General features: G+C 41.7%; 15 protein-coding genes. 14 read left to right on the top strand and 1 reads right to left on the bottom strand.

Annotation, left to right across the window (positions count from 1 at the left end):
• Positions 1 to 13 precede the first annotated feature (13 nt).
• The 3 genes from I2483_RS02155 to I2483_RS02145 all read left to right on the top strand — a co-directional run bounded on the left by I2483_RS02155 (position 14) and on the right by I2483_RS02145 (position 2,332).
• Entirely contained in the window at positions 14 to 817 is an 804-nt protein-coding gene (locus I2483_RS02155; RefSeq protein ID WP_207173530.1) for a metallophosphoesterase, read from the top strand.
• 1 nt (position 818) lies between these two features.
• Positions 819 to 1,793, top strand: coding sequence for a YpdA family putative bacillithiol disulfide reductase (locus tag I2483_RS02150; RefSeq protein WP_207173528.1), 975 nt, complete (start codon positions 819 to 821; stop codon positions 1,791 to 1,793).
• A gap of 317 nt (positions 1,794 to 2,110) precedes the next feature.
• Complete coding sequence (locus tag I2483_RS02145) at positions 2,111 to 2,332, top strand: hypothetical protein (RefSeq protein WP_207173526.1); 222 nt, start codon at positions 2,111 to 2,113, stop codon at positions 2,330 to 2,332.
• A gap of 260 nt (positions 2,333 to 2,592) precedes the next feature.
• Here the strand turns inward: I2483_RS02145 and I2483_RS02140 are convergent, their stop codons facing one another.
• Complete coding sequence (locus tag I2483_RS02140; RefSeq protein WP_207173524.1) at positions 2,593 to 3,531, bottom strand: asparaginase; 939 nt, start codon at positions 3,529 to 3,531, stop codon at positions 2,593 to 2,595.
• A gap of 60 nt (positions 3,532 to 3,591) precedes the next feature.
• Between I2483_RS02140 and prsW the strand changes: the two genes are divergently transcribed.
• The 11 genes from prsW (at position 3,592) to I2483_RS02085 (ending at position 14,060) form a co-directional block, all read left to right on the top strand.
• Positions 3,592 to 4,275, top strand: a complete 684-nt coding sequence (gene prsW, locus I2483_RS02135) for a glutamic-type intramembrane protease PrsW (protein WP_207173522.1) — start codon at positions 3,592 to 3,594, stop codon at positions 4,273 to 4,275.
• Between the two features lie 75 nt (positions 4,276 to 4,350).
• Entirely contained in the window at positions 4,351 to 5,142 is a 792-nt protein-coding gene (gene sleB, locus I2483_RS02130) for a spore cortex-lytic enzyme (RefSeq protein WP_207173520.1), read from the top strand.
• A gap of 93 nt (positions 5,143 to 5,235) precedes the next feature.
• A complete protein-coding gene (locus tag I2483_RS02125) occupies positions 5,236 to 6,522 on the top strand; it encodes a PepSY1/2 domain-containing protein (RefSeq protein ID WP_207173519.1) in 1,287 nt (428 codons plus the stop codon).
• A gap of 125 nt (positions 6,523 to 6,647) precedes the next feature.
• Positions 6,648 to 7,295, top strand: a complete 648-nt coding sequence (locus I2483_RS02120; RefSeq protein WP_207173518.1) for a flagellar brake protein — start codon at positions 6,648 to 6,650, stop codon at positions 7,293 to 7,295.
• A gap of 278 nt (positions 7,296 to 7,573) precedes the next feature.
• Positions 7,574 to 8,251 carry a (d)CMP kinase gene (cmk, locus tag I2483_RS02115; RefSeq protein ID WP_207173515.1) on the top strand — a complete coding sequence of 226 codons (678 nt, stop codon included), beginning with the start codon at positions 7,574 to 7,576 and terminating at the stop codon, positions 8,249 to 8,251.
• On the top strand, positions 8,248 to 8,832 hold the full coding sequence (locus I2483_RS02110; protein ID WP_207173513.1) for a lysophospholipid acyltransferase family protein: 585 nt from the start codon (positions 8,248 to 8,250) through the stop codon (positions 8,830 to 8,832). Before cmk ends, I2483_RS02110 begins: the two co-directional genes overlap by 4 nt.
• A gap of 78 nt (positions 8,833 to 8,910) precedes the next feature.
• Positions 8,911 to 10,059, top strand: coding sequence for a 30S ribosomal protein S1 (rpsA, locus tag I2483_RS02105; RefSeq protein WP_207173511.1), 1,149 nt, complete (start codon positions 8,911 to 8,913; stop codon positions 10,057 to 10,059).
• A 294-nt stretch (positions 10,060 to 10,353) separates the two neighbouring features.
• Positions 10,354 to 11,043, top strand: coding sequence for a peptidoglycan recognition protein family protein (locus I2483_RS02100; RefSeq protein WP_207173510.1), 690 nt, complete (start codon positions 10,354 to 10,356; stop codon positions 11,041 to 11,043).
• A gap of 116 nt (positions 11,044 to 11,159) precedes the next feature.
• Entirely contained in the window at positions 11,160 to 11,381 is a 222-nt protein-coding gene (locus I2483_RS02095) for a transcriptional regulator (protein WP_207173508.1), read from the top strand.
• 312 nt (positions 11,382 to 11,693) lie between these two features.
• Positions 11,694 to 13,004 carry a ribosome biogenesis GTPase Der gene (gene der / locus I2483_RS02090; RefSeq protein ID WP_186671077.1) on the top strand — a complete coding sequence of 437 codons (1,311 nt, stop codon included), beginning with the start codon at positions 11,694 to 11,696 and terminating at the stop codon, positions 13,002 to 13,004.
• Between the two features lie 33 nt (positions 13,005 to 13,037).
• The gene (locus tag I2483_RS02085) at positions 13,038 to 14,060 is read left to right on the top strand and encodes an NAD(P)H-dependent glycerol-3-phosphate dehydrogenase (RefSeq protein WP_207173506.1); all 1,023 of its coding nucleotides are present in this window, start codon (positions 13,038 to 13,040) and stop codon (positions 14,058 to 14,060) included.
• Positions 14,061 to 14,238: the final 178 nt, after the last annotated feature.

Here is a 14,238-nt window from a genome sequence, read left to right as displayed (position 1 = left end):
ATGAAAGGTGGGTATGATTACGGTTAATAAAATAATAGGATCATCGGTTTCACTGATGATTGGATTTTTAATATACATGTTTATGAGCGCTAGAAGAAGGAATGTAGTTTACCATAACATGGATGTCCCGCCTGGATGTCGGGTTGACAAAAAATTGTCGGTGTTTTTCATTTCAGATATCCACCGGCGTAAAATCGATGATAAATTGTTAGCGAAAGTTCAATCTGCCCATGAAATCGATATTGTTATCATAGGTGGGGATCTTGCCGAAAGAGGCGTACCGCTAATGCGGATAGCTGAAAATATCCGTAAGTTAGCGCAATTGGGACCGCTGTTTTATGTTTGGGGTAATAATGACCGTGAAGTTGGCGAAGAAGAAATGAGAGAGCTTATTACCCGTTATGGCGGGAAAATCCTTGACAACGAAAGTGTCGAAGTTCCAGGGCACCCGTGTTGGGGTATTGCTGGTACAGACGATCCATCAAGTCGTAATGTCGATATTGACTCTACTCTCCGTTTTGTAAATCAGTATGACAATGTTATTTTGGTCACACATACGCCTTCGCTATTCAGGAAAGTGGAGCAGTTATATGAGCCTCGATTGATGCTTGCAGGGCATACACATGGCGGACAAATTCGAATCGGAAAATACGGTCTGCAGGATAAAGGAACGTTCCGATTGAAAAAGGGGAGGGCAAAGCTAATCAGCAATGGGTATGGCACGTCTACGTTGCCGCTGAGGCTTGGTGCAGCACCTGAATGCCATGTTATCGTCGTAAATTATGGAGAAAGCGTAGTAAAGGAGTGTTTTAACTAAAATGATACAAAAAGATGCAATTGTTGTAGGGGGAGGTCCGTGTGGCCTGTCAGCGGCAATAGAATTGCAAAAACAAGGACTTGATGTTCTTGTTATCGAAAAAGGCAATATCGTCAATTCGATTTATCATTATCCAACGCATCAGACGTTTTTCAGTTCAAGCATGAAGTTGTCAATTGGGGATATTCCATTCATCACAGCTATAGACAAACCGAAGCGAAATGACGCGCTTGTGTATTACCGGAAAGTTGTGGAATTGAAAGAAATCCCCATCAATAGTTTTGAAAAGGTAGAGAATGTTACGAAAGGAAGTACAGGATTCCATGTTTTGACCGATAAAGACGAGTATTTAGCAACCAATGTAGTAATCGCGACTGGCTACTACGACAATCCAAATCGACTCGGTATTGAAGGGGAGAATCTTCCAAATGTCTTCCACTATTTTGAAGAGGCACATCCTTACTTCAGAAAGAAGGTCGTTGTTATTGGAGGGAAAAACTCTTCAATTGATGCTGCCCTCGAATTGGAACGTGCTGGGGCGTTGGTTTCAGTTGTTTACCGCGGTTCCGATTATTCGCCAAGTGTTAAGCCGTGGATTTTACCTGGATTCGATAGCCTCGTTCGCAGTGGTGAAATAGCCATGCATTTTAATGCGGATGTCGTAAAAATTACTGACGCTTCCGTCACGATTGAAATAGCAGGGGAGTTATTTGATATTGAAAATGATTATGTCTTTGCGATGATTGGCTATCACCCCGACCATACCTTTTTAAAAAAGATTGGTATTTCGATTGAAGAAGAAAGTGGTCGTCCCTCCTTCAACGAAGAAACAATGGAAACGAATGTCGAAGGGCTCTTTATTGCAGGCGTTATTGCTGCAGGGAATAATGCAAATGAGATTTTTATCGAAAATGGTAAATTTCATGGTGAACTAATTGCCCGTGAGGTTGCATCAAAACAAAATACCGTAAAATAAAAAAAGGCTACTTTTCCACTTGATTCAACCAGGAGGGAGAGTAGCCTATTTTGTAGTCTAGGAAATAATAAAATCTTGTGCTGTAGATAAATCGGAACGTAAAGATTTTACGCCTAGACCCCGGCGCTCTTCGGGGCTGAATAGGCGCTTGCGCTTTTGTTGTTAGCATTAAAATTATTGAAAACATAGGGATGAATTTACCATATAAATTATGTTGAAATTTGTTGCGTTAAATAGGTAAAATGGTAGAGAGATTAAAAAATACTCACAAACACCGATTCGAACGGCGTGTTTTACGAGGAGGAAGAGGTATAAAAATGTTGGCGCACCCGGTGACGGGTCATATAGTCCGTGAAAATGATTATGGAATGATACTAGATTGGCATAGGATTCAATTCATTAAGCTTGATGATTGCAAGTTAATGGAAGCGGACGGTGAATTTAAAAAGGTTGGAATATGCGAAGGAAAACCATTTGAATCAGTTTTAACACACGAAGATTATTTCGGAGGGAAATTCTTCATTTATCAGATACATTAAAAGAATATAGAGTGGAATTTGGTAATCGGTGTGTGGTGACAGTAACTTGAACGATGCATATTTTTCCGTGCAACTAATGATTGCTTTATCTATGTGAAAAGATGTAGCCAGAAAAAAATGGCTGCATCTTTTTTGATTTACATAATTTTGTTCGGTAGTGTATTTAGGATATGAAATTGAACGAACAAACCTATTACTAACGCGAATTGTGACATATTGCATATCCACATTTTTTTCTTCTTTGTCGATTGATTAAAACTTCATACCGAACATAGTTCAAGCAATAATTTTAAGCGTGCTTTTTGGCCGCTAAGGCCGTGCTCAAACCTCACGCCCATATCTTTCAGCATTTTCCCTCCGCCCTCGTACGCATAAATATCCTGCGCAATCCCGTTGAAGCATCTGGAAACTAGGATGACTGGAAGACCTTCAGAAAGTAGACGCCGGATTCCAACGACCAAATCAGGTGGCACGTTCCCTTGGCCAAGTCCTTCAAGTACAACTCCGTCATAGCCAAGAGTAGATATTGCAACAAGCAAGTCGGATTCCATTCCGGCATAGATTTTGAACATGGCCACTTTTTTGTTGATGGATTCGACAGGTAGATAAGTTCGTAACAATGGTGCATGATGGAAATGAATAGCTGACTTTGTTACGATGCCAATGGGTCCGTATTGCGGACTTTGGAAGGTAGATACGCTGCTGCTATGTGTTTTCGTCACGTTGGTCGCTGTATGGATTTCATCATTAAGTACGACGAGTACCCCTTTACCATTTGCGGCGTTTGCTGAGGCAACCCTGACGGCGGACATAAGGTTATAGACGCCATCCGATCCGATTTCATTGGAAGAACGCATTGCACCCGTTAAAACAATGGGGATATTGAAATTCGTTGAGAGTTCCAGGAAATACGCGGTCTCTTCAAGCGTGTCTGTGCCATGAGTAATGACGATGCCATCATAGGAATTATTCTTCATAAGACTGGAAATCAGTTCTTCGAGTTCCAGCATTCGTTCAGGTGTAATATGTGGAGAAGGTAAATTGAAAGCTTCCACTTCTGTTATGTTGGCGAATTGCTGAATGTTGTCGATTTCCAATGCGAGGGGATTTGCCGCGCTTAACATAACGCCGCCGGTTTTTGTATCCAGTTCCATTGATATCGTACCGCCTGTATGCACAAGCAGAATGTTTTTCTTCATATTTAGCTCCTCCTATTTAAGGGAAATCATGGTATAATAAAGCGTAATGGGGGCCGACCGATGATCATATTGTTTACTGTAGCGATTGCGCCGGGATTGGCGCTCTTTAGCTATTTTTATTTAAGAAAACAGATTGCGAAAGAACCATCACTTACATTATTCCATACATTCATATACGGCGCTATCATGACTTTTCCGATAATGTTCATTCAACACGTATTTGAAGAAGAAAACATCTTCTCCAACTATTTCATTCGAAATGTTATTTTTACGAGCGGACTTGAGGAGTTTTTTAAATGGCTTATCCTTTTGCTTGCCATTTATAGGCATGTTGAATTTGAAGATGCATATGATGGAATCCTATATGGTGCCAGCGTATCTTTAGGTTTTGCGACGGTTGAAAACATTATTTACCTACTTACATTTGGAGCAGATACCGCATTTCTACGGGCTTTACTGCCTGTTTCAAGTCATGCGCTATTCGGTGTAGTTATGGGCTATTATTTTGGTCGAGCGAAATTTGCTGTAGAATCAAACATCAATATGTATTTGTTTCTAGCATTCCTTGCCCCGTATAGTCTTCACTTCATTTATAATGGCATCCTCACTGTAGACAATCTTTGGCTTTATCTGATTATACCTTTCATGCTGTTCCTCTGGTGGTTCGGCTTAACTCGAGTTAAATATGCCCATACGTTCGCGATGCAGCAATTCAGACGCAAAGCGCGAACAAACACAAAATGATTCAGCTTTTGCTGGATCATTTTTTATTTTGTTAATAATATTAATGATTTTGGACAAACTATAGAAAAAGGAGGAATGAAAGTGAGAAAACTGGTCATCCGCATGGTAACAATCATCTTGCTCCTTGGATGTGCATATGCAACATCACCTGTCCAAATAAAAGCATTCAGCTCCCAAAACGTCGCACGAGGCGCATTTGGAGAAGATGTAATCGAGCTGCAGTCAAGGCTTCAGTATATAGGTTATTATACAGGGACGATTGATGGGACATTCGGCTATGGAACCTATTGGGCATTGCGCAACTTCCAAGAGAAGTATGGACTTCCGGTAGACGGAATTGCAGGATTGAAGACTCGAAAAAAATTGGTGGATGCGTCACAGTATGATGAGAAATTCGTAAAGGATAATTTGAACAAAGGGAATAAGTTCACCTATTACGGAAGTAAACCACTTGCATCACAAGTAAGCAAAGGAGCGGGTAAAAAAGAAAATGTCCAATTGCCCGCCAAGTATTCGGACCAAGACCTCAAGTTAATGGCGAACGCCGTCTATGGGGAGGCGCGAGGAGAACCATACGAAGGGCAAGTTGCTGTAGCGGCGGTCATTTTGAACCGGATAGAGCATCCCGATTTCCCGGATACAGTTGGCGGGGTCATTTTCCAACCGCTTGCTTTTACCGCTGTTGCTGATGGGCAAATTTGGCTGACACCGAACGAACGGGCGAAAGAGGCTGTTCTCGATGCTATTAATGGATGGGATCCTTCGGAAAATGCAATTTACTACTTTAATCCAATTACAGCGACGAGCAAATGGATTTGGTCACGACCTCAAATTAAAAAAATAGGATTGCATATTTTCGCCAATTAATTAACACGGGAAAGCATCGAAAACTTGTTATAAAGGAGGGGAGGCGAAAGTTTCCGGAAACAATGAAAGTTTCTGGCGATATTTTGCCAAAATATGAAAAAAATAATCTTTGTATTAGTTTACTCAATAGCGACGCTTTCTATTTTTTCCTACGGTAAAGCCGCTGAAAATGAACAACTTTCTATCGCACTTAGTGGACAATACGCCAATAAAATGACAGATGCATCAAAGAAACTAGAAGAATTGGATACAGCGGTAAAAAAGACTTTATTGTTTAACGAGGCGGATGGCTCCTCAAAAGCGCGCGATGACATTTGGCGTCTGTCATCCGATATTAAAAACTCTGTATCTTCATTACCATTGGATCCAAGTTTTTCAACATCCTGGATGAATTATCTTGGACGACTTGGTAATTATGCCAAGGAGGCCGACCGTGCAGCCGATAACGTTGAATATCACCGAGTTATGGAGTTAGCATCTAAGAACCTTCGTTCAATGGCAGATGAGTGGCAAGTTGCTACTGCGGGCATGGTCAGTGGAAATTTATCGATTGATGGCTGGAAAAAGAGATTGGATGTTGCCGATTCGGGCCATGACTGGACTGGTATGGGTACCACTGTAAAGCAGTATGCGGAGAGTGATTTCCCGCTGACAGCAAGTGAGTCGGATTCAATGAAGAAAAAAGATTTGAAAAACATGGCGGATCCTGCAGTGACACGTGAAGAGGCTATAGCTGAGTTCAAAAAACTTTTCCCACATCTGTCTAATGAAACAATTGGAGTAGAAATGAGCCAACCAGGCTCTCCTTATCCGTTTTATCACATCCGTTTTGCTGAAGCGGAGTCAGTCGGTTATATTGACATCACGGAAAAAGGGGGTCATGTCCTTTCATTCCTAACAGAAAGGCCGTTTGGTAAGGAAAGCCTACCGTTCGAAGATCTTAAAAAGAAAGCGGAAACGTTTTTAAAAGATGCTGGCTATAAGGACCTTGTTTACGAGGAAGCAAGGGAAAATAATACGGCGTGGCATATGGTTTATGTCAGAGTAGAACCGGAATATGGGGCGAAAGTATTTTCAGATGTAATCCATTTAAAAATTGCAAAAGATAATGCAGGCATCGTCGGTCTGGATGCATCCGAGTATATTAGGAAAGAAAAGACTGCGCGACAGCCGATAACGAAAAAGGATTGGAAAACATTTTTCCACTCGGGCGTCGAAATTGTCAAAGAAGAGTATGCGTATGTTGAAAATGATCGGTTAGAACAAAGATTGGCACATTATTTGACGGTCACGATAAATGAGGATGGGCAAATAGGCACATATGCTGTAATCGTCGATACGGAGACCTCGGAAGTGATAAAAACCGAGAAATTACAGTGAATTAAAGTAAAAATAGTCGTTGGAATTTCCATCCCGTCATGACATAATGGTATGAATGAATAGCGACACGCACCGATAGGGCCTGAAGCTGGACCATATGACATAGGGATGGCGGGTGTTTTTATATGCTACTTTCGATTGGGACGATTATTGTTATCGATAAAGACTTTACAAAAGATAGCGAAAAGTTTAAAAGTAAAGTGGTTGATGTAGGAGACGGATTTATAATGATCGACTATCCAACCCATATCGAGACGGGACGGACAGCATTTTTTATGGATGGCACACAGTTGCATGTTACATTCATAGACAATATGAAAATGTCCTATGCTTTCCGGACTGAAGTGGGCGGTCGGCTTAATAAGGGAATTCCGATGATTAAATTATCCTATCCTGGCGATGAACAGCTTATCAAGATTCAACGACGTGAATTTGTACGGGTAGAATCAGCTATCGATATTGCTGTTGAAAAAGATGGACGTTTCACCCAGTTTGTGGCGGCAGACCTTAGTGCGGGGGGAGTCGCGCTTACACTCCTTAATCCCGATACATTCAAAGAAGACGAGTTGTTGTCGCTGACTATCGTGTTACCTTTCATGAATAATGAAATTAAATATGTCAAAGCCGGTGCGCGGGTCATAAGGGTTTGGGAAAAAGATGGCAGACTAATTGCCTCACTACAATTTGAGACAATCAATCAGATTGAGCGTCAATATGTTATCCGATTCTGTTTTGAACAGCAGTTGCAAATGAGAAATAAAAATAGAATTTAGTAGGGGAAAGTCTGCGTGATTGGGACTTTTCCCTTTTATATTATTCGATTTCCAGCAAGCTAACCAATCCGCTTACGTTTTGGCCTACACGAAGTAGGTCATGCAGTTTTTGCGACAGGATGTCGCGCTATTAGACTGCGTTCCTTTAACTTAAGTCCTTAAGTTAAGGGCAATGATCGCCTTTATCTTAAGGGCCTACAGCGCTTTTCGGGTCTACCAAGGCGCTTACGCTTTTCTTGTGATACAATATTGTCTAATTGATTACGGGGGTAGATGAAATGGCATTAGAAATAAAAATCGCAATTGATGGTCCGGCTGCGGCTGGAAAAAGTACAATTGCTAAAATCACAGCTGAAAAATTGGGTTATACGTATATCGACACAGGTGCTATGTACCGTGCACTTACGCATAAGGCGTTAGTTCGCAACATAAATACTAGTGATGGAAAAGAACTTGAAAAGTTATTGGAAGAGACGGAGATTGTTCTTATGCCGTCAATAAACGGCCAAGCCGTCATTGTAGATGGTAAAGACGTAACAGAAGACATCCGTTCACAATTAGTAACTGCAAATGTATCCTCCGTTGCCACACATATGGGTGTCCGCCAGTTGATGGTTGATAAACAGCGACAGCTAGCCGTCGGTAGGGGTGTTGTAATGGATGGCCGCGATATCGGGACAGATGTCTTACCGGATGCAGAATTAAAGATTTTCATGACAGCCTCTGTTGAGGAAAGAGCAATGAGACGTCATATAGAAAATGAAAAACGTGGCTTCACAACGACTCTTGAACAATTGAAAGCTGAAATTGCTGAACGTGATCGAGCGGATAGTGAAAGAGAAGTGTCTCCACTAAGACAAGCGGAAGATGCCGTTCTAATCGATACGACTTCGATGTCAATTACAGATGTGGCGGAAAAAATTAGTGAACTCGCAGAAAAGAGGATGAACTTATGAACTTATATCCACTAGGTAAAATTCTCTGCAGTGCAATCTTTTATCCGTTATATCGCATTAAAGTAATTGGTGCGGAGAACTTCCCGAAAGAGGGGGGCGTTCTGCTTTGTACGAATCACATCGACAATGTCGACCCTCCGGTTGTTGGCAGTACTTGTCCTAGACCTGTTCACTTCATGGCTAAGGAAGAGTTATTCAAAATGCCGTTGCTAAAAAGCATTCTTCCGCAAGTGAATGCATATCCTGTGAAACGAGGTATGAGTGACAGGGAAGCATTCCGGAATACATTGAAAATACTCAAGTCGGGGAAAGTTGTCGGGATGTTTCCGGAAGGGACGAGAAGTAAGACGGGTGAACTAGGAAAAGGGCTTGCAGGCGCTGGCTTCTTCGCGCTTAAGGGGGGCGATGCGGTCGTAGTGCCTTGTGCAATTATAGGGCCTTACAAAGCGTTTAGAAGATTGAAAGTTGTCTATGGTAAACCGCTCGATCTGACAACGTATCGTGAAAATCGGACTTCAGCTGAAGACGTGACAGAAGTCATCATGAGTGAAATTCAAAAACTTATCGAACAAAATAAATAAGATAAGGGTAATTTTTTGTTATTTTGAATAGATTCGCATAATATAGAAGTAGGATTCTTTATGAAGGAGGACTACATAATGACTGAAGACATGAACTTAGAAACAGCGAACATCTACAATGAAGGTGACCGTGTTACTGGGAAAGTGACTAAAATCGAGGAAAAGTCTGTGACAGTTGAAATTGCGGGAGCACCGTTTGATGGTGTTATTCCAATCAGCGAACTATCGAGCCTTCACATTGAAAAAGCTGAGGATGCAGTTGCAGAAGGCGACGAACTTGAACTGATTATCACGAAAGTGGAAGAAGATAATTATGTACTATCAAAACGTAAAGTCGATGCGGAAGATGCATGGGGTTCTCTTGAAGAGAAATTCAACAATAAAGAAACAATCGAAACGGAAGTAAAAGATGTTGTTAAAGGTGGACTAGTTGTTGACCTTGGCGTACGCGGTTTCATTCCTGCATCACTCGTCGAAGATTATTTCGTTGAAACTTTTGAAGAATATAAAGGCCGTATAATGACATTTAAAATTGTTGAAATGGATAAGGAAAAAAATCGATTAATTCTTTCTCATCGCGCAGTTATCCAAGAAGAAAAAGCATCACAAAAAGGTGAAGTTTTGGATAAACTTAAAGAAGGCATAGTACTGGAGGGGACTGTTCAACGTCTTGCAACATTTGGTGCTTTTGTTGATATCGGCGGCATTGATGGACTTGTTCATATTTCCCAACTTTCTCATGATCACATTGAGAAAGTTTCAGATGTTCTAAAAGAGGGCGACAAAGTGAAGGTGAAAATCCTCTCAATCGACCGTGATTCAGAACGAATTTCACTATCCATCAAGGATACATTGGCTGGTCCATGGGAAGGGATAGAGGAGAAGGCCCCTAAAGGATCGACGTTTGAAGGGACAGTGAAACGTCTCGTCTCATATGGTGCATTTGTAGAAGTGTTACCTGGCGTAGAAGGCCTTGTCCATATTTCGCGTATTTCTCACCAACACATCGGCACTCCGCATGAAGTGTTGAAAGAAGGTCAAAAAATTAATGTCAAAGTACTAGAAGTCAATACGGATGATAAGCGTTTATCTTTAAGCATTAAAGATCTTATTCAAAAAGAAGACAATAACTCATACGGAAATTATGAAATGCCAGAAGAAGCATCAGGTTTTTCAATGAGCGATGTCATCGGAGATCAATTGAAGAACTTTTCAACTAAAGAGTGAGTAGCATGAAATGTTGTTTAGCTTACCTAGTGTGACTAGTTTGTGAACAGTATGAACGAGGATTTGAATGGATGATGATGCCCTTTATGGGTATCGTCATCTTTTTTTTGCATAAGAAATGATGACATTTCCGACCCACGGATAATTAATAACGTAGGAATTGTCATAGGGGTTGTCTAGATAGCTCCATATAATAGTAAGCAAGGTGTTTTCTTGTCGTCATGATAAATCGGTAATTAGTAAGTGACCTTTATTCCGGCGACGGGGCTTTAGTAAAGAAGGAAGGTGAATAATATGCCATATACAATAATCAACAACTACATTCCAACGTCTCTCTATCCACTGAAAGCGACGTACTCAATGTCGCCGGAATACATCACCATCCACAATACGGCCAATGATGCGACGGCTATCAACGAAATTGCTTTCATGACGCGGAACACAGCCGCGACCTCGTACCATGTGGCAATAGATGATAAACATGTGGTACAAGCCATTCCGTTTACGCGTAATGGTTGGCACGCGGGAGATGGTGAAGGCGCGGGTAATCGGAAATCCATTGGAATTGAAATCTGTTACTCGGAATTGGGTGGTCAAAAGTATGCGGATGCAGAAACAAATGCAATCGACTATATAGCACACTTGCTTAAGCGATACGACTGGAGTATTGATCGTGTGAAATGGCATCGGGACTGGAGTGGTAAAAAATGCCCGCATCGTATCATAGATGAGGGGCGTACGACGACCGTTCGAAATGCCATTGCTAAACGCTTGGAAGAATTAAATACCTCAACGCCACCAAAGGAGGAGATACGAATGTTTAAACCAAGCTCAGCGACACTTAAAGTTGCTTACGAACTTTACCTGTCAGCTGCCATTAAAGAAGGATTGATTTCCGACAAATGGTTAACAGACTATAAGGATGGCAAGTTGTCACTTGATGATGCACTCGCACTAAAAGTCATTATTGATCAGCGCAAGTGAGGTAATTAAGGTAGAAGAAACCAAAAGGCGGCAAATCCATCAGGGACAGTCGTCTTTTTTATTTGTCATAAACAGAACATTCGCTCCGTATGCTGGTGGTAAGGGAGGGAATGAGTGTGCGTAATCAATTGGTCAAATCCATGAAGTACAATGAGTCATTGAATATGATTTACATGGCGAAGGACGGTCAAATTAGTAAGCGCCGAATTAGGGTGCTGCAAGTAGGCGAGGTATCGTTTTGTGCATACTGTTTTCTTCGTAAATCCAATCGTGCTTTTAAAATAGACAATGTGCTGGCACTTGTTCCAATTAAAATGAAAGGAAATACGGTGATATAAATTAAGTGTAGGCGCCATACTGGGGTAGTTGAAGCGGATCTAGGGGGATTTCTATGTGCTTTTCCGCGCCTAGAGATTGTTCTGTGTGAACTTTGGTACCCAGTGTGTAGTGCCTTTTACTGCCACAATTTGAAGGACACAAATGGCGTCAGTAAAAGGCACGATGCGTTTTTTTGTCCGTTTGCCTGGAGATAATGATATACTGTCGTAGTGTGACAAAGACAGTGTTTACAGTTATAAATGTGGCTGTTTAGACGCGTTAATGATTATTGTGTATAATATGCAGAAGATAAGCTGGAAGGATGTTAGATTATGAATAAACCAACTGTAGCGATCGTCGGTAGGCCGAACGTCGGGAAATCGACAATATTTAACCGAATCGTTGGTGAACGAATTTCAATCGTAGAAGACGTTGCGGGTGTAACACGAGACCGTATTTACAGCTCCGCAGATTGGCTCGCACATGAGTTCAACCTAATTGATACAGGAGGAATCGATATTGGAGACGAGCCTTTTCTTGAGCAAATCCGATTACAAGCGGAGATTGCAATAGACGAAGCAGACGTTATCATTTTCCTCGTGAATGGCCGCGAAGGGGTAACTGATGCTGATGAGCAAGTTGCCAAGATATTGTACAAAACGAAAAAACCTATCGTACTTGCTGTAAACAAAGTTGATAATCCAGACATGAGGGACATGATTTATGATTTCTATTCCCTTGGATTCGGAGAACCTTATCCGATTTCTGGTGCACATGGACTAGGTCTAGGAGATTTGCTTGATGCAGTAGCAAACGACTTCCCAGAACCTGGCGATGAAGAAATCGAAGAAGATGTCATCCGGTTTTCGTTAATTGGGAGACCGAACGTTGGAAAGTCATCACTTGTCAATGCATTTTTAGGTGAGGAACGGGTCATCGTTAGTGACATACCGGGAACAACAATAGATGCTATCGATACGGCTTATGAATATGAGGGACAGAAGTATAAAATTATTGATACTGCTGGTATGCGTAAAAAAGGAAAAGTGTATGAAAACGTGGAGAAATATGCTGTTCTTCGTGCACTAAAAGCGATTGATCGCTCAGATGTCGTTCTCATTGTTATCAATGGGGAAGAAGGCATACGTGAGATGGACAAGCGAATCGCTGGCTACGCAGAAGACGCTGGAAAAGGCGTTATGTTTGTTGTCAATAAGTGGGATGCTGTCGAAAAAGATGATAAAACGATGAATAAATTTATTGCGGACATCCGTGATAATTTCCTATTCCTCGACTACGCACCGATTTCTTTTGTTTCGGCAAAAACGAAACAGCGTGTTAATACTTTGTTTGAAAAAGTTAAAATAGTTAATGACAACCATGCACTTCGTATTCAGTCGAGTGTCTTGAACGAAGTGATTGAAGATGCTGTAGCAAGGAACCCGGCACCTAATAATAAAGGCCGTAGATTGCGTATTTATTATGCTACACAAGTAGCTGTTAAGCCGCCGACTTTCGTCGTTTTTGTGAACGATGTAGAAATCATGCACTTCTCTTATGAACGTTTTTTACAAAACCGTCTTCGGGAGTCATTTGGCTTCGAAGGAACTCCAATCAGGATTATTACACGCGCAAGAAGCTGATCGACGTAACGGGAGAAAGGGTGTCTGTATGACATGGAAAAAGTAACTGTTATCGGAGCCGGAAGCTGGGGAACGGCGATTGCTTTTGTCCTGGCTGAAAATGGTCATGATTGCTTACTTTGGGCGAGGCGTTCTGACCAGTCCGCTGAAATTAACGAAAATCATACAAATAATTCATATTTACCAGGTATTTCTTTACCAACTAATTTGAAAGCAACATCAGATTTGGAAGCGGCGGCAATGCACAGTGATACTGTCATCATCGCCGTTCCCACAAAAGCAATTCGTGATGTCTGTTCCGAACTGAATGCAATGGCAATAAGCCCTAAATTGATTGTCCATGTTTCAAAAGGTATTGAACCGGATTCGTTGAAGCGGATCTCCGAAATGATTTCGGAAGAGCTAGATTCCTCGAAATCGACGGCTATTGTCGTTCTATCAGGACCAAGTCATGCTGAAGAAGTTGTTCTACGTCATCCGACCACAGTAACGGCTGCATCATTCGATTTGGGAGCGGCAGAAAAAATTCAGGATCTATTTATGAACAATTATTTCCGTGTCTATACAAATCCGGATATAGTTGGAGTGGAAATCGGGGCTGCGCTTAAAAATGTAATTGCGTTGGCAGCCGGTATTTCTGATGGACTAGGATACGGCGATAACGCCAAAGCCGCGCTTATTACGCGTGGATTAGCGGAGATTTCAAGGCTTGGCGTGAAAATGGGTGCGAATCCACTTACATTTTCAGGTTTGACAGGTCTAGGAGATTTGATAGTCACTTGTACGAGTGTCCATTCACGCAATTGGAAAGCGGGCAATATGCTTGGAAAAGGGAATAGTCTAGACGAGGTCGTATCAGGCATGGGTATGGTCATCGAAGGTGTCCGGACAGCTAAAGCGGCACATCAGCTTGCAGCCCAGCATGGAGTCTCTATGCCGCTCACGGAGGCACTGTACTCCATACTGTTTGAAGGCATACCGCCAAAACAAGCCGTGGACCAACTTATGAACCGTATGAAGAAACAGGAAGTCGAAGATCTCTTCGGCAACCGTTGACTTTTAACTTTGTAATTCAAAAAAATGGTGAAAATTGACTTCAGATTACGTTGTTAGCTTCCCCCCGCTCTTCACGTATTATAGGTTCACTCATTGTGTGCAAGCGCGGGCTTGGGGCTGTGCTTCCTGGTCCTCTTTGGTCCTTTTTATCCTCATTTTGATTATTGATTATACGAAA

The organism is Sporosarcina sp. E16_3 (assembly GCF_017347125.1).
GTDB lineage: Bacteria > Bacillota > Bacilli > Bacillales_A > Planococcaceae > Sporosarcina.
Note: the sequence above shows the minus strand (reverse complement) of the source record. Positions and strands in the feature narration are given on the sequence as shown.